The sequence below is a fragment of the Myxococcaceae bacterium JPH2 genome, assembly GCA_016458225.1.
Lineage (GTDB): Bacteria > Myxococcota > Myxococcia > Myxococcales > Myxococcaceae > Citreicoccus.
This window is the reverse complement of sequence record JAEMGR010000030.1, coordinates 1-16837: the sequence shown is the minus strand read 5'-3', so window position 1 is coordinate 16837 and position 16837 is coordinate 1. Positions and strand designations below refer to the sequence as shown.

General features: G+C 69.8%; 12 protein-coding genes. All 12 read left to right on the top strand.

All coding sequences use genetic code 11. The features are described from left to right. Window positions 1-9: 9 nt before the first annotated feature. Window positions 10-1692, top strand: coding sequence for a type VI secretion system protein TssA (gene tssA, locus JGU66_30155; protein MBJ6765048.1), 1683 nt, complete (start codon window positions 10-12; stop codon window positions 1690-1692). Between the two features lie 84 nt (window positions 1693-1776). Beyond that, window positions 1777-2277: a type VI secretion system contractile sheath small subunit gene (tssB, locus tag JGU66_30150; GenBank protein ID MBJ6765047.1), complete on the top strand. Its 501-nt coding sequence runs from the start codon at window positions 1777-1779 to the stop codon at window positions 2275-2277. A gap of 26 nt (window positions 2278-2303) precedes the next feature. Beyond that, window positions 2304-3782, top strand: coding sequence for a type VI secretion system contractile sheath large subunit (gene tssC / locus JGU66_30145; protein ID MBJ6765046.1), 1479 nt, complete (start codon window positions 2304-2306; stop codon window positions 3780-3782). Window positions 3783-3897: 115 nt separating this feature from the next. Next, window positions 3898-4389, top strand: a complete 492-nt coding sequence (hcp, locus tag JGU66_30140) for a type VI secretion system tube protein Hcp (protein ID MBJ6765045.1) — start codon at window positions 3898-3900, stop codon at window positions 4387-4389. Window positions 4390-4471: 82 nt separating this feature from the next. Further along, complete coding sequence (gene tssE, locus JGU66_30135; protein MBJ6765044.1) at window positions 4472-4867, top strand: type VI secretion system baseplate subunit TssE; 396 nt, start codon at window positions 4472-4474, stop codon at window positions 4865-4867. Window positions 4868-4904: 37 nt separating this feature from the next. Continuing rightward, complete coding sequence (gene tssF / locus JGU66_30130; protein MBJ6765043.1) at window positions 4905-6659, top strand: type VI secretion system baseplate subunit TssF; 1755 nt, start codon at window positions 4905-4907, stop codon at window positions 6657-6659. Continuing rightward, window positions 6623-7663 (top strand): type VI secretion system baseplate subunit TssG, encoded by a 1041-nt coding sequence (gene tssG, locus JGU66_30125; GenBank protein ID MBJ6765042.1) that lies wholly within the window; start codon window positions 6623-6625, stop codon window positions 7661-7663. The genes tssF and tssG overlap by 37 nt, the downstream gene beginning before the upstream one ends. 73 nt (window positions 7664-7736) lie before the next feature. After that, complete coding sequence (tssH, locus tag JGU66_30120; protein ID MBJ6765041.1) at window positions 7737-10376, top strand: type VI secretion system ATPase TssH; 2640 nt, start codon at window positions 7737-7739, stop codon at window positions 10374-10376. A gap of 10 nt (window positions 10377-10386) precedes the next feature. Then, window positions 10387-11508: a hypothetical protein gene (locus JGU66_30115; protein ID MBJ6765040.1), complete on the top strand. Its 1122-nt coding sequence runs from the start codon at window positions 10387-10389 to the stop codon at window positions 11506-11508. 20 nt (window positions 11509-11528) lie between these two features. Beyond that, entirely contained in the window at window positions 11529-12179 is a 651-nt protein-coding gene (locus JGU66_30110; protein ID MBJ6765039.1) for a 2OG-Fe(II) oxygenase, read from the top strand. Beyond that, on the top strand, window positions 12176-12826 hold the full coding sequence (locus JGU66_30105) for an SRPBCC domain-containing protein (GenBank protein ID MBJ6765038.1): 651 nt from the start codon (window positions 12176-12178) through the stop codon (window positions 12824-12826). The genes JGU66_30110 and JGU66_30105 overlap by 4 nt, the downstream gene beginning before the upstream one ends. A gap of 337 nt (window positions 12827-13163) precedes the next feature. Then, window positions 13164-16837: amino acid adenylation domain-containing protein (locus JGU66_30100; protein MBJ6765037.1), on the top strand; the 3674-nt coding region annotated here is incomplete at its 3' end.

Genomic DNA, 16837 nt, shown 5'->3' with positions numbered 1-16837 from the left:
AACCGCACCATGTCCACCGCCGTCACCCTCGAAGAACTGCGAGCGCGAGTCCGCCCCTGGGTGGAGCCCATCCAGGGTGGCGCTCCCGCGGGCGTGCCGGCCAAGCACGACCCCGCCTACGAGGCGGTGGCGGCCGAGGTGGCGCGGCTGGAGTCTCCCGCGGGCGAGCCGGTGCGCTGGGACGATGTCGTGGTGGGCGCCAGCGGCCTGCTCCAGCACACCACCAAGGACCTGTGGCTCGCGGCGTACCTGGGCTACGGCCTCTTCTCCACACAGGGCCTGTCCGGCGCCGCCGTGGGCTTGAGCCTGCTGAGCGAGCTGAGCGAGCGCTACTGGGCGGACCTCTTCCCCGAGCTGAAGCGACTCAAGGGCCGGGCCAACGCGGTGACGTGGCTGGTGGACCGACTCGCGCGGATGCTCCCGGCCCTGCCCGCCGCGCAGGTGGACGCGGCGAGCCTGGAGTCCCTCGCGCAGTCCGCGCGCAAGCTCGCCGAGGTGTCGCGCCAGCGCTTCGCGGACCAGGCGCCCACGTTCGGCACGCTGAATGACGCCATCGCGCGGCTGCGCGCGGGCCTGCCCCAAGAGGCACCTCCCGCCCGGGCCCCCACCCCCGAGGCGCCCGCGGCGATGGCCTCGCCCCCCGCACCTTCGCCCGCCGCGCCCGCGCCCGCGCCCGTCGCGACGCCGACGCCGACGCGGGTGGAGCTGCCCGCGCCGCCGAGCCAGCCGCCCGTCACGGCCGAGGGCGCCACGGACTTCCTGCGCAACGTGGGCGCCGCGCTGCTCGGGGCCGCCACGACGCTGCGGCGCGCGAGTTCGGCGGATCCGCTCGCATACCGGCTCCAGCGCATGGGGCTGTGGCTCCACCTGTCCGCGCTTCCGACTGCGAACGCCCAGGGGAACACCGTCCTGGCGCCCTTGCCCGCCGCGTTGACGACACGGCTGGAGACCATGGCCAGCCACGCGCGCTGGAGCGAGGTGCTGGACGAGGCCGAGTCCGCGCTGCAGCAGCACCGCTTCGCGCTCACGCTGCACCGGTTCACCGTGGAGGCCCTGACAGGACTCGGCGCGTCGCATGCGGCGGCCCGTCACACCACCGTGATGGAGCTGGGCATCCTGCTGCGTCGCCTTCCCGGGGCGGAGACGCTGCTCGCCTCGGATGGCTCGCCGCTGACGGACGAGGCCACCCACGCGTGGCTGCGCACGGAGGTGCTGCGCTCCAGCGCCCCGGCCCCAGCACCGCGGGCACCGGTGGCGCTGACGCTGCCGCCCGCGGCGCCCCTGGCAATGTCAGGCAGCGGTAACACACAGGCCCTGGAGGACGAGGCGCGCGCGCTCGCGGACTCAGGTCAGCTCGCGGATGCCATTGCGAGACTTCAAGCCACCGTGGCCTCCACCCTCACGGGTCGTGAGCGCTTCGCGGCGCGCCTGGCCCTGGCGAGACAGGCCGCGAACGCGGGATTGTTGCCGCTCGCCCGCGCCTTGTTCGAAGCGTTGGACGCTGAAGTCAGCTCACACTCCCTGGATGCGTGGGAACCCGCGCTCGCCGCGGCGTGCCTTGAAGGCTGGCTGTCCACTCACACTGCAACACAGACGGATGTCGAGGGGGCTTGGTTGTCAGTCAAAGTTCGAAACCGCTATCGTCGCCTTTCGCAGCTGGACCCCACCGCTGCACTGCGCGTGCGTCAGTAGAAGCAACCCGATGGTCCCGCGGCGAAGCTCCCCCTCCATGCGACGCCCGCGTCTTTACCGATACACCCAAGGAGAAAGCCGCAGATGAGCAAAGAGAGTTCTGTCGCCCCAACCGAGCGCGTCAACATCATCTACAAGCCCGCCACGGGGAACGCTCAGGAGCAGGTGGAACTGCCCCTGAAGGTCCTGATGATGGGTGACTTCACCGGCCAGCAGGATGCTCGGCCCGTGGAGCAGCGCGCGCCCATCAACGTGGACAAGTCCAACTTCAACGAGGTCATGGCCCAGCAGAATCTGAAGGTCAGCCTCACGGCGGCGGACAAGCTCTCCAGCGAGGCGGGCGCGACCCTGAACGTGTCGCTCCAGTTCAAGAACCTCTCGGACTTCGCGCCGGAGAGCATCGTCAACCAGGTCCCCGAGCTGAAGAAGCTCCTGGAGCTGCGCTCGGCGCTCAACGCGCTCAAGGGCCCCCTGGGCAACCTGCCCGCGTTCCGCAAGAAGCTGCAGACCCTGCTGAACGACGAGGAAGGCCGCAAGAAGTTGATCCAGGAGCTGGGCCTCAAGACCGAAGCCGAGTCCAAGTAATCATTCGCGGGGGAACTCAAAACACCATGGGAACCGAGACCCAACTTTCGAAGTCCACGGGCAACGTCGCTGACGTATCCCTGCTCGACGAGATTCTTTCCGAGGCCAAGCTCAAGCCGAAGGACGAGGGCTACGACGTCGCCCGCCGCGGCGTGCAAGCCTTCATCACGGAAATGCTGGCACCCAACCGCTCCGAGGAGCGGGTGGACAAGGCGCTCGTCGACGCGATGATCGCGGAGATCGACAAGCGGCTGAGCTCGCAGGTCAATGAAATCCTCCACGTCCCCGAGTTCCAGAAGCTGGAGTCGGCGTGGCGCTCGCTGAAGTTCCTCGTGGACCGGGTGGACTTCCGCGAGAACACCCGCGTGGAGATGCTCAACCTCTCCAAGGAAGACCTGCAGAAGGACTTCGAGGACTCGCCCGAGGTCGTCAAGTCCGGCATGTACAAGATTGCCTATTCGAACGAATACGGCGTCTTCGGCGGCAAGCCCTACGGCCTGCTGTGCGGCAACTACGACTTCGGCACCGGCCCGCAGGACATGGAGCTCTTGCGCAAGTGCGCGTCCGTGGCGGCCATGTCGCACGCGCCCTTCATCGCCAACGCCAGCCCGGAGATGTTCGGCGAGGAGAGCTTCACGAAGCTGCCGGACCTCAAGGACCTCAAGTCCCTGTTCGAGGGCCCGCAGTACGCCCGGTGGCACTCGTTCCGCGAGAGCGAGGACGCGCGCTACGTGGGCCTGTGCCTGCCGCGCTTCCTGCTGCGCCTGCCGTACGGCGAGAAGACGATTCCCGTGAAGGCCTTCAACTTCAGCGAGGAGGTCGTCGGCTCCCACGAGAAGTACCTGTGGGGCTACGCCTCCACGGCGTTCGCCACGCGCGTGACGGACTCGTTCGCCAAGTTCCGCTGGAGCCCGAACATCATCGGCCCGCAGTCCGGCGGCGCGGTGGAGAACCTGCCCCTGCACCAGTACGAGGCCATGGGGGAGTTGCAGACGAAGATTCCCACCGAGGTCCTGCTCACCGAGCGGCGCGAGTACGAGCTGTCCGAGGAGGGCCTCATCGGCCTGGTGTTCCGCAAGGACGCGGACAACGCGGCGTTCTTCAGCGCGAACTCGGCGCAGAAGCCCAAGTTCTTCGGCAACACGCCCGAGGGCAAGTCGGCGGAGACCAACTACCGCCTGGGCACGCAGCTTCCGTACATGTTCATCATGACCCGCCTGGCGCACTACATCAAAGTGCTCCAGCGCGAGCAGATTGGAAGCTGGAAGGAGAAGTCTGATCTGGAGCGCGAGCTCAACCACTGGATCAGCCAGTACATCGCGGACATGGACGACCCGGCGCCCGCGGTGCGCTCGCGCCGTCCGCTGCGCGCCGCGCGCATCACCGTCGAGGACGTGGAGGGTCAGCCGGGCTGGTACCGGTGCAGCCTCCAGGTTCGCCCCCACTTCAAGTACATGGGCGCGTCCTTCACGCTGTCTTTGATTGGCAAGTTGGACAAGGAGTGAGCCCGTCTCTTCACGTCGGTATCTCCATCTAGGCTAAGGGCTCTGTCACACCCAGACTCGCGGTGAGTCTGGTTCAAACCGCGCGCCACCGCGCGCACTGCACGAGGTCACGCGAATGGCCGAAACAGTACATTTGTTCCTGAAGGCGAATGGGCAGGACATCCAGGGCGAGAGCACGCAGAAGAGCCTGGGCCGCGAGGGCTCCATCGAGTGCGTCTCTTATAACCAGGAGGTCAAGACCAATCGCGAGGCGGGCTCCGGCCTGGCGACGGGCCGCCGTCAGTATCAGCCGCTCGTCATCCGCAAGCGGATCGACAAGTCCTCGCCGCTGCTCATGAAGGCCCTCGCCGAGAACCAGGTCATCGAGGGCACCTTCAAGTTCTTCCGGCCGAACCCCACGGGTGATGGAACCACCGAGCAGTTCTACACGGTGTCCATCAAGCAGGCGCGTATCGCCAGCATCCACCAGACGGTGCCGGATGCGTTCGTGCCCACCAGCACGAACCACCCGCCCATGGAGGAGATCACCTTCGTGTTCCACACCATCAATTGGACCTTCACCAATGGTGGCGTGACGCACGAGGACACCTGGGATCAGCAGCGCTGAGGTCCTGTCCCCGACCGGTCGCCTGGGCCCCCCCGTGGTCCTGGGCGGCCGGGCCGGGGGCTCGAAGTGACGCCGACGAAACATGGGCTCCCGAGGACTGCTGTCTCGCATCGCGGAAGGCAATGGCGCGCTGGCTCCGTCCGGCGACGTTTTGGAGTCCATCGCGGAGCACCTGCGCGCGCTGTTGAACACGCGCAAGGGTGAATCCGTGGCGACGCCGCAGTACGGCATCCTGGACTTGAACGACATCATCCACAGCTACCCGTCCGCCATTCCCCGGATGACGCTGTCCATCCGGACGGCCATCCAGGAGTTCGAGCCGCGGCTGAAGAACGTGACGGTGACGTACGTGCCGGACGAGAACGACCCGACGGCGCTGCGCTTCGACATCACCGCGCAGCTGGCCACGCGGGAGCGCAAGGGAATGGTCCGCTTCCACTCGCAGCTGAGCCCGGGTGGACGGGTGGAGCTGTGGTGAGGACGGCGGATGCCGTGGGGACTGGGAGAGGGCGCGGATGTTCAGCAAGTACTACCTGAGTGAGCTGTCATATCTGCGCGAGATGGGGCGGGCCTTCGGCATGGCCAACCCGTCCGTCGCGGGCCTGCTGGTGGAGCGCGGCGCGGACCCGGACGTGGAGCGCCTGCTGGAGGGGTTCGCCTTCCTCACCGCCCGCATCCGCGAGCGCGTGGACGATGACGTCCCGGAGCTGGTGCACGGGCTGACGGAGCTCTTGCTGCCGCACTACCTGCGGCCCCTGCCCGCCTCCTCCATCGTCGAGTTCTCGCCGCACCTGCGCGCGCAGCGTGGGCGCGCGCACGTCCCGGCCGGGGCGGAGGTGGCCTCGCAGCCCATCGACGGGACGTCCTGCGTGTTCCGCACCACCGCGGACGTGGACTTCCTGCCGGTGCAACTGACGGACGCGCTGTTGGACCGCTCGTCGCTCACCTCGCCGGTGCTGCGGCTGTACTTCCAGACGACCGAGCAGGGGCGCGCCGAGGTGTTCCGCGCGCAGGGCCTGCGCCTGTTCATCCACGGCGAGATGTCCGCCAGCTCCGTGGTGATGCTGTGGCTCTTGCGCTACTGCAAGCAGGTGCGCGTGCGCGGCGCGTCCTCGCAGGGCGACGGCGTGCGCCTGCCCGCCCAGTGCATCCACCCGGTGGGGTTCGACCGGGACTTCCGGCTGCTCCCCTGGCCCCGCGCCAGCGAGGGCTACCGCCTGCTCCAGGAGTACCTCACGCTGCCGGAGAAGTTCCTCTTCTTCGACGTGCGCGGCCTGGACGCGGCGGCCGGCACCATCCAGGAGGACAAGTTCGAGATCGCCTTCCACCTGGAGCGACCACCGCCCATGGACGCGCGCATCCACCGGGAGATGTTCCGGCTGCACTGCGTGCCCGTCGTCAACCTGTTCAGCGTGCCCTCGGACCCCATCCTCCACCACGCGTTGGATCGCGAGCACCTCCTGCGCGCGGCGGACCTGCCCGCCCACCACGCGGAGATTTATTCGGTGGACTCGGTGACGGGCCTCCAGGCCGGGCGCAACGACCGGCGCACCTATCGCCCCTTCTTCGACTTCACGCACACCGCGGGCGAGGGCGCCGAGCAGTCCTTCTACCGGCTGCGGCGAATGCACTCGCCGCTGGATGAAGGCATCGACACGTTCATCACCCTGGAGACGCCGCGCGACATGGCCCCGGTGCTGGGCTCCGAGGAGGCGCTCTCCATCGACCTGACGTGCACCAACCGCTCGCTGACCGCGCGGCTCCAGGTGGGGGACCTGACGGCCTCCACCCCCCAGAGCCCCACCAACGCGCGCTTCAGGAACATCTCGCCGGTGAGCCGGCCGGCGCGCGCGCCCCTCGGGGCAGAGCTGCACTGGCGGCTCCTGTCACATCTGGCCATCAACCAGCACTCGCTGGCGGACGCGGCGGCGCTGCGGCGGCTCATGGAGCTGTACAACTTCCACGCGCTCACGGACAACCTCTCCGCGCGCGCCAGCCGCCTGCGCATCAACGCCATCCGCGCGGTGGAGACCAAGGCGGTGACGCGGTTCCTGGAGGGCGCGCCCCTGCGTGGCCACCGCACGCTCGTGGACCTGGACGAGACGAACTTCATGGGCATGGGGGACACGTTCCTCTTCGGCAGCATCCTGGACGAGCTGCTCGCCTCGCACGTCACCATCAACTCGTTCAATGAGCTGACCATCCGGCTCCACCCCTCGCAGACGGAGTACTCGTGGCTTCCGAGGAACGGCTCCCAGCGGCTCTTGTAGACAACGCGAAGACGCTGCAGGAGGCCGCGCCGAGGCTCGGCTTCTTCCAGGTCGTCGCGGCCCTGGAGCGGCTGACGGCGCAGGCGGCGCGCGTGGGCGGCGCGGGGCCCGTCAGCGAGGAGATGATCCGCTTCCGGCACGACCCCTCGCTGGCCTTCTCGGCCGGGGAGGTGAGCGAGGTCACCCTGCGCGAGGTGCCCGTGCGCGCCGAGGACGCGTACGCCCGGCGCCCGCTGTTCGAGGTGGTGACGCGCTTCCTGGGACTCACGGGCTCGGTGAGCCCCCTGCCCCACTATCTGGCCGAAGAGGTGGCCCAGGAAGACCCAGACTCGGCCGTGCGCCGCGAGTTCCTGGACCTGTTCCATCACCGGCTCCTGTCGCTGCTGTATCGCATCGAGTCCAAGTACCGGGTCTCCAGCGAGACAAACTCGACCTTCACGGACCAGTGGTCGCGGCGGCTCCTGGCCCTGGCGGGGTTCGACACGTACGAGAAGCCGCGCGAGGGGCGACTGCCCACGTGGCGGCTCTTGCGCATCGCGCCCCTCTTGGGCTGCCGGGCGCGCACGGCGGATCAGCTCGAGGTCGCGCTGCAGGACGTGCTGGGAGATGACCTGGAGGGCGCGCAGGTGTCGGTGCGCCAGTTCGTGGGCCGCTGGGTGGACATCGACGCGCGCGTGCAGCTGGGCCGAGCCAATCACGTGCTCGGGCGCAACATGCTGCTGGGCGGCAAGGCCTTTGACCGGACAGGGAAGATCCAGATCCACATCAGCCCGCTGCCGCCGCGCGCCTATCGCCGGCTCATGCAAGAGGGCGACTTGCAGCCGCTGGTGCGCGAGGTGGTGTCCATCTTCGTGAGAGATCCGCTGGAGTATGACCTGGAGCTGGGCCTCACCGAGGGCGTCCAGCAACAGTTCCGCTTGTCGCGCCAGGAGCCGAGCCAGTTGGGGCGGGACACCTGGCTGGGCACGAGCCGGCAGACCCGGCTGAACGTGCCCGTGCTGTGAAGCGTCAGAAGGGGCGAGCGCGGGGATTTACCGCGCGCGAGTCGCTGGGTATACCGTTGACCACCGTCTGTCTTTGGGGGCTCCCATTCACGTCGATCCGAAAGCGCTCGTCCGTCGCCTGACGCCCACCGCTGTCCGACTGCTGGAGGGGGCCGTTGCCCGAGCGAGCGCCGGGCACTTCTACGAGATCGTCCCCGAGCACCTGCTCGCGCAGATGCTCGAGGCGGAAGACTCGGACGTCGCGCGCATCCTCCACCACTTCCAGGTGGACCGGCATCGCGTGGCCGCGAGCATGGAGCGCGCCATCCAGTTCCTGCGCTCGGGCAACACGGCGCGACCGGTGTTCTCCGAGACGCTCTTCCAGTGGTTCGAGGAGGCGTGGCTCCTGGCCTCCGTGGAGCACGGGGCCATCCGCCTGCGCTCGGGCATGCTGTTCGTCCAGTTCCTCCAGCGCCGCTCGCGCTACACCGCGGAGCTGTTCCCGGAGCTGGATGCCATCACCCGCGACGAGCTGATGGGCTCGCTCGACGAGGTGTTGCGTCCGTCGCCGGAGAACGTGGAGGCCTTCCCCGCCGACAGTGGCGGCGCGGCCCCGAGCGGACCCGCGGGCGCGCGAGGCGACGAGGCGCTGCGGCGGTTCGCCACCTCGTTCACCGGGCGCGTGCGCGAAGGAAAGGTGGACCCCATCTTTGGCCGTCACCGGGAGATCCGCCAGATGGTGGACATCCTGTCGCGGCGCCGGAAGAACAACCCCATCCTGGTGGGCGAGCCGGGCGTGGGAAAGACCGCGCTCGTGGAGGGCCTGGCCTGGGCCATCGTGCGCGGCGAGGTGCCGGACGCGCTGAAGAACGTGGAGCTCCTGGGCCTGGACCTGGGACTGCTCCAAGCGGGCGCGGGCGTGCGGGGCGAGTTCGAGAACCGGCTGAAGGCCGTCATCGCCGAGGTGAAGGCCTCGCCCACGCCCATCATCCTGTTCATCGACGAAGCGCACACCATCATCGGCGCGGGCGGCGCGCAGGGAGGCACGGACGCCGCCAACCTGCTCAAGCCCGCGTTGGCGCGCGGCGAGCTGCGCACGCTCGCGGCCACCACCTGGGCCGAGTACAAGAAGTACTTCGAGAAGGACGCGGCGCTCGAGCGGCGCTTCCAGCCCGTCAAGGTCGAGGAGCCGAGTGAGGCGGAGGCCGAGCTGATGCTGCGCGGCCTGCGCCCCACGTATGAGACCGCGCACGGCGTCATCATCCGCGACGAGGCCGTGGTCGCCGCGGTGCGACTGTCCGCGCGGTACATCAGCGGGCGGCTGCTGCCGGACAAGGCGGTGGACCTGCTCGACACCTCGGCGGCGCGCGTGAAGGTGGAGCTGTCCACGCGCCCCGAGGAACTGGTCGCGATGGACCAGGAGATCTCCGGCCTGGAGCGCGAGCAGGCCGCGCGGAAGCGAGACCTGGCGGACGGCTCGGCGACCGAGGACGAGGTGCTGACGGACCTGGAGGCCCGGCTGCGCGCCCGCGTGGATCAACGGGCCGCGCTGCACGCGCGCTGGGAAGGCGAGCGCGCGGCCGTGGCGGCGCTCCTGGATGCGCGCAAGGCCCTGCACTCCGCGGCTCCGGACGCGGATGTGCCAGCGCTGAAGGCCACGGTGGAGGCCGCGAGCAAGCGGCTGGAGGAGCTGCGCGGCACGGAGCCGCTGGTGCACGCGGACGTGGACGCGGACATCGTCGCGCGGGTGGTGGCGAGCTGGACGGGCGTGCCCGTGGGCAAGATGCGCAACGACGTGCTGGACGCCGTGCTGAACCTGGAGTCCCGGCTCACGTCGCGCGTGCGCGGCCAGGACGCGGCGCTGCGCAAGGTGGCGGAGCTGATCCGCATCTCGCAGGCCGGCATCCGCAACCCGGACACGCCCATTGGCGTGATGCTCTTCGTGGGCCCCAGCGGCGTGGGCAAGACGGAGACGGCCTTGGCGCTGGCCGACGCGCTCTATGGCGGCGAGCGCTTCATGACCACGCTCAACATGAGCGAGTTCCAGGAGAAGCACACGGTGAGCCGGCTCATCGGCTCGCCGCCCGGCTACGTGGGCTTCGGCGAGGGCGGCATGCTCACCGAGGCCGTGCGCCAGCGTCCCTACTCGGTGGTGCTGCTGGACGAGTGCGAGAAGGCCGACCTGGAGGTGATGAACCTCTTCTACCAGGTGTTCGACAAGGGGATGCTCACCGACGGCGAGGGCCGCGCGGTGGACTTCAAGAACACCGTCATCATCCTCACGAGCAACCTGGGCTCGGACCTGGTGATGCGCATGTTCGAGGACGGCAACACGCCCACCTCCGAGCAGGTGATGACGACCATCCGCCCCGTGCTCAGCAAGCACTTCAAGCCCGCGCTGCTGGCGCGAATGACCGTCGTCCCGTACGGGCCGGTGCAGCGCGACGTGATGCGGGAGATTGCCCAGATGAAGCTGGACAAGCTGGTGGGCCGGCTGCGCTCCGCGCACGGGGTGGAGACGACGCTGGCGCCAGAGCTGCTGGACGAGCTGGCGCGCCGGTGCACCGAGTCCGAGATGGGCGCGCGCAACATGGAGCAGATCCTCCAGGGCTCGCTCATGCCGGTGCTGTCGCGCGAGCTGCTCCAGCGACTCGTCTCCGGCGCGGTCCCCCCGCGCCTGCACATCGCCCTCACCGCCGAGGGCGACTGGGACTTCCAGTTCGCGAATGCCTGAGGAACCTTCCATGAGACGAACGCTCCTCGTTCCCACCGTCGCGCTGTTCCTGCTGGCCGGGTGCGCCACCGTGCCCAAGCCGGCCATGTGCTTCTCCGAGGCGGGCCCCAACGCGCGCTCCTTCCCGGCGCCGGACACGTGGTTCGCGCTGCTGCTCCACGGCTACGACAAGGACACGGGGGCCGCGCCGAAGCCCGCCGTGGACTGCGCCGGCGCGCCCGTCTGGTGGCAGGACCCTGTCGCCGACGAGTGTCACGAGGCCGGCCCGGACTCGCTGCCCTTGCCGCCTCCGGAGAAGCTGACCGAGGGCGACCTGGTGCTGGAGACGCTCCAGGCCAACCGCCGGCTCGTGTGGGTCATCACCCGCCGCTTCACCAATGGCGAGGCGCTGGGCCCGGTGGCGCTGGTGGAGACGACGGAGCAGGGCTTCCGCGTGGAGGCGCTCGGCTCGCTGCGCGCCATGCCCAAGAACACCAAGCTGCGCCTGGAGCACGTCAGCGGCACGGACCTGCTGGTGGCCGAGGGCGACGCCTGCCTCGCCGAGGGTGGCGAGGAGGTGTGCCGGCGCCACGCGCGCATCCTGCCGCTGCGCCGCAACCGGTTCTTCAGCGAGTCGGTGTCCGACAAGGCACGCGCATGCCAGGGCGCCGCGTGGTTCCCCTTGGCGCGCGAGCAGCTCTTCGAGCTGCCCAACAAGCTGCAGCGCAAGTTCGAGCTGACCTCCACCCTCACCTTCAACGCGAACGACATCAGCGTGCAGGAGCAGGTGCAGGTGAGCGACTCGGATCCCTCCCAGCCCAACGTGGCGCCGCGCCTGTATCGCCGCGCGCAGGACGTGCGCACGCTGGTGGTGGCGGAGAACGCGCTGGTGGGTAACAAGGCCTCGCTCTGGTCGCGGATGATGGAGCAGCAGGTGCGCATTGGCGCGCGCATCGTCCCGGAGAAGCCCATCTTCGCGATGCCCGCCAAGGCGCCGCCCGCGACGGAGGAGGCCCAGGCCCCCGCCCCCGCGGAGCCGGCGAAGACGCCCGCCGAGGTGGCGAAGACGGCCACCACCGCCGCCTCGAAGGCCGCCGCTCCCACAAAGCCCGCCCCTGCGCCCGAGGCCACGGCGAAGAAGGCGGGGCCGTAGGTCGCGCTAGAGTCGCGCCCATGCGCTTCCAGCCACCCTGGGGCGGAGCCTTCCGCCTCCAGACGTTCGTCCACCGCACGCCCGAGGCCCTCAGCGCCGAGGCGACCGAGTCCATCCGCGCGGCCATCCTCGACTCGCCGCTGCTGGGTGAGACGAACCTGTCCCAGCAGTTCTCGGGCACGTATGGCTTCTCGCTGACCTTCCGCCGGGACGCGCTGCCGGAAGTGACGGCGCGCTTCCCCGCGTTCGCGCCCTTCCTGGACGCGGCGCTGCTGCCGGACTGCGACGCCTTTCTCCTCAACCCGCTGCTCGTGCAGCGAGGGCGCGGCGTGGCGGCGCACATCGATCGCAGCCTCGAGTTCTATGGCGCCGGCATCGGCTGTCCCGTCGCGGTCAGCGTGCTCTATGTCCAGGTGCCGCCGGGGCTCGTCGGGGGCGAGCTGCGGCTGTACCACCGAGGCCAGCGCGTGGCCGAGCTGACGCCGCGGCCGCGCACGCTCTTGATGTTCCGAGGAGACGTGGTGCACGAGGTGACGCCCGTCCAGGGAGTCGCGCCCGCGCTGCCCGAAGCGCGCATCAGCCTGGTGGTGGAGCAGTACCGCGTGCCCCCGGCCCTGCTGCCCGACGTGCCTCGCTTCCAGGTGCGGACCCGCGCCGGAGCCCAGTCATGAGCGAGCTGCGCCTGGAGCAGCGGGTGGCGGTGCCGCCGAGCGACGTGTTCGCGGCCATGGAGGATCCGTTCCGCCTGCGCCGCTGGTACGGCGCTCCGCCGGGAGGCCATCGGCTCGGTGCCGAGGGTGACGTGGGGGCAGGAGAGCCCTTCCGCGTTCACGTAATCGACGCGCGCGGCGAGCGCTTCACCCAGTCGGGACGCGTCCTGGAGGTCTCCCCCGGCGCGGGGCTGGCCCTGGAGATGACCTGGGACGGCGGCCCCTACGGACGCGAGGTGACGCGCGCATCCCTGAGGCTGCACCCCGAGGCGTCCGGCACGCGCATCGAGGTGCACCAGGGCCCGTTCTCTGATCCGCGCGCGATGGAGGCGCACCGCGAATACTGGGAAGCCAACCTCGGACGTCTGGCGCGAGTGGCCGCGGGCGAGCCGGTCCCCTGCTTCGAGGAGTTCTGGGAGGAGTCTCAGGGCTTCTCGGGTCCCCTCGGCGCCGCGACCCATGCCGTCCTCGCGGGTCTCCGAGAGGCCGGCGCGGCACCCGACGTCGTCGCGCAAGTCGAGGACGCGCTCTACACCCACCTCGCGCGTCTGCCCGCGGATGTCACGATTGTGCTCTCCGCCGTCCTGCGCGCGCGCCTGCGGGACTAGTCACATCAGAAACTGAGAAGGTGTGAAGGCGGGCAGTCCCTGCGGCCCCGAGTCTCGGCTTCAAAGCCTTCCATCGCTACAGGCATGTATTTCTTGAAACACGCGCGAGACACGCGCTCCGTCACAGTGGCCCCGGGCTCTCGGTGCATTCGGGGGCAATCATGACAGGCCGTGTCGGCGCGGAATAATATGATTCTGACGAATCTGACCAACCCCGCGTAGCTCCCGGGAGAGCTGTGCAGGGCGTCATACCGGCATCTGAAGATGCAGGACGTCGCGGGGCCGGAGCACGGGCCGCCGCGAGGCAGAGCTGTGTTCCCAGCGCGGAGTACACGAGATGAGCAGCGACCTGTCGAAGCGAATCGCGAACCTGTCTCCGGAGAAGCGCGCGGAGCTCCTCAAGAAGGTCGCCGCACAGAAGGCGGCGGCGGGCAACACGGCCAGGGGCACCATCGCGATCCAGGACCGCTCGCGTCCGCTTCCGCTCTCCTTCGCGCAGCAGCGGCTGTGGTTCGTGGATCAGCTGGAGCCTGGGACGTCGCTCTACAACGTGCCCATGGCGGTGCGCATGGAGGGCGTGGTGGACGTCGCCCTGCTGGAGCGCGCCCTGCTCGAGGTGACGCGCCGCCACGAGGTGCTGCGCACGACCTTCGTCGAAGAGGGCACCGGCCCCGTGCAGCGCGTGGCGCCCGAGCCGACGCTGGCGTTGGAGGTGCGCGACGTCACGGGCGCGAGTGACGAGGCGCTCTGGGACGCGGCGCGCGAGGTGGCGGCCCGGCCCTTCCAGCTGAACCAGGGCCCGCTCATGCGCGCGTTGCTCCTGCAGCGCGGCGCCAAGGACCACCTGCTCACCCTCGTCATCCACCACATCATCTCCGACGGTTGGTCGATGAACGTGCTGGTGCGCGAGGTGGCCATGCTCTACGGCTCCTTCGCGCGGAACCTGCCGTCGCCGCTGCCGCCGCTGCCCATCCAGTACGCGGACTACGGCGTGTGGCAGCGGGAGTGGCTCCAGGGTGAGGTGCTGGACAAGCACGTCACCTACTGGAAGCAGCAGCTCGCGGCCGCGCCCCCGGCCCTGGAGCTGTACACCGACAAGCTGCGGCCGGCGAAGCGCAGCGGCGCGGGCGCCCGGCACGACTTCCACCTGTCGCGCGAGCTGATGGAGGGCCTCAAGGCGCTCGGCCAGCGCGAGGGGGCGTCGCTGTTCATGGTGCTGCTGGCGGGCTGGCAGGTGCTGCTGGCGCGCTACGCGGGACAGGAAGACGTGAGCGTGGGCTCGCCCATGGCGGGCCGCGCGCGCGGAGAGACGGAGGGCCTCATCGGCTTCTTCGTCAATACGCTCGTGCTGCGCACGCAGGTGGAGAGCACGCTGCCGTTCCGCACCCTGCTCGCGCGCGTGCGAGAGACGGTGCTGGGCGCGCAGGAGCACCAGGGCCTGCCCTTCGAGCGGCTGGTGGAAGCGCTCCAGCCCGAGCGCATCCAGGGCCGCAGCCCGCTGTTCCAGGTGATGTTCACGCTCCAGGCCTCGCTGGGCGCGGGCCCGGTGTCCGTGGAGGGCGTGAAGCTGGAGGCCAGCGAGCTGGACACGCGCACGTCCAAGTTCGACCTGGTGTTGCAGGTGCTGGAGACCGAGCGCGGCCTCCAGGCGTTCCTCGAGTACGACACGGACATCTTCCTCGCCAGCACCATCCAGCGCATGGTCGAGCACCTGCGCGTGCTGCTGGAGGGCGCGGTGGCGCGCCCCGACGAGACGGTGGCGCGGCTGCCGATGATCACCGCCGCCGAGCGGGTCCAGGTCATCTCGACCTGGAATCCCCCGCTGCCCGCGCCGCTCGGCTGGCACACGCAGCACGCGTCCTTCGAGGCGCAGGCGCAGCGCACGCCTGACCGCATCGCGGTCTACTTCGGGGATGCGTCGCTGACGTATGCCCAGTTGGAGGCGCGCGCGTCGCAGCTCGCGCGCTACCTGGTGCGACTGGGCGTGGGCCCTGACGTGCGCGTGGGCCTGTGCGTGGAGCGCTCGCTGGAGTTGATCGTCGCGGTCATCGCGGTGCTGAAGGCGGGCGGCTCGTATGTGCCCTTGGACCCGGCCTTCCCCGCGGACCGGCTCGCGTACACGATTGAAGACACGGGCATGCCCGTGGTGGTGACGCAGCGGTCGCTGATGAGCACGCTGCCCCAGCACTCGGCCCGCGTGGTGATGCTGGACGAGGATGCCGCGGCCATCGCACGCGAGGACGCCTCGCCGCTGCGCATCGACGTGCCCGCGGACTGCGTGGCCTACGTCATCTACACCTCGGGCTCGACCGGACGCCCCAAGGGCGTGCAGGTGCCGCATGGCGGCGTGGCGCGCTTCCTGGAGGCCATCCGAGCGACGACCGGGTTCTCCGAGCGCGACGTCATCGTCGCCGTCACCACGCTGTCGTTCGACATCCACGTGCTGGAGCTGTTCCTGCCGCTGATGGTCGGCGGCCAGGTGGTGATCGTCCCCCGCGACGTCGCGATGGACGGCAAGCGGCTCGGCGCGGTCATGAAGGCCCGTGGCGTCACCGTGCTCCAGTGCACGCCGAGCACGTGGCGGCTGCTGCTGGAGGCGGGCTGGGATGGCCGCGGCCTCATGGGCATGATTGGCGGCGAGGCGCTCCCGAGAGACCTCGCGGACTCGCTGCTCGCGCTCGACACGGCGCTGTGGAACGTCTACGGCCCCACCGAGACGACGGTGTGGTGCACGGCGCATCTCGCGGAGCCCGGCAAGAGCGCGATCCCCATCGGCAGCCCCATGGCGGGCACGCTCGCGTATGTGCTCGATGAGAGCCTGCAGCCCGTGCCGCCCGGCGTGCCGGGAGAGCTGTATCTGGCCGGTGAGGGCGTCACGCGCGGCTACCTGGGTCGCGAGGACCTGACGGCGGATCGCTTCCTGCCCGCCCTCTACGGCGCGACGCCGGGCGGACGCATGTACCGGACGGGCGATCGCGTGCGCTGGAGCGCGCGCGGTGCGCTGGAGTACCTCAACCGCGTCGACAACCAGGTGAAGGTGCGCGGCTATCGCATCGAGCTGGGTGAGATCGAAGCGGTGCTGCGTGAGAACCCGTCCGTCCGAGACGCCGCGGTCATCGTGCGCGGCGAGGGCGCCGACAAGCGGATCCTCGGCTACGCGGCACCGCGGCCTGGGCACACCCTGGATGCGCTCGTCCTGCGCGCGAACCTCAAGGCGCGGCTGCCCGAGTACATGGTGCCCGCCGTCGTCACGGTGATGGACGCGCTGCCCCTGACGCCCACGGGGAAGATCGACCGCAAGGCGCTGCCCACTCCGGACGCGCCGCAGTCCGAGCGACAGCATGTCGCGCCCCGCACGCCGACCGAGACCCTCCTCGCCAGCATCTGGTCCGAGGTCCTCAAGGTCCCTCAGGTCGGTGTCATCGACAGCTTCTTCGAGCTGGGTGGCCACTCGCTGCTCGCCACGCAGGTCATGTCTCGCGTCCGCACCTCCTTCGCGGTCGAGCTACCCCTCCAGGCCTTCTTCGAGACGCCGACCGTCGAGGCGCTCGCGCAGCGCATTGACACCCTGCTGCCCACCGCGTCCCTCGCGATGCCCCTGGGCCCTTCCGCGCGCGACGCGGCGCTCCCGCTCTCCTTCGCGCAGCAGCGCCTCTGGCTCATCGATCAGCTCGACGCTCGGAACACGGCGTACAACCTCCCGTCCGCGTTGCACCTGCATGGTCGCGTGGACGTGGAGTCCTTGCGCCGCGCGTTCGAAGCACTCATCGAGCGCCACGAGTCCCTGCGCACCACCTTCGCCGAGCACGAAGGCGAGCCGGTCCAGGTCATCCAGCCTCCCGCCCGCTGGGCCCTGGAGGTCACGGACCTGTCGTACCTGCCCGAGCCCGAGCGCGAGGCCGAGGTACGTCGCCGCGCGACGCATGAGGCCTCCCAGCCCTTCAGCCTCGCGAGCGGCCCGCTGCTGCGCACCGCCCTGCTTCGCCTGTCCGAGGAGCACCACGTCCTCTT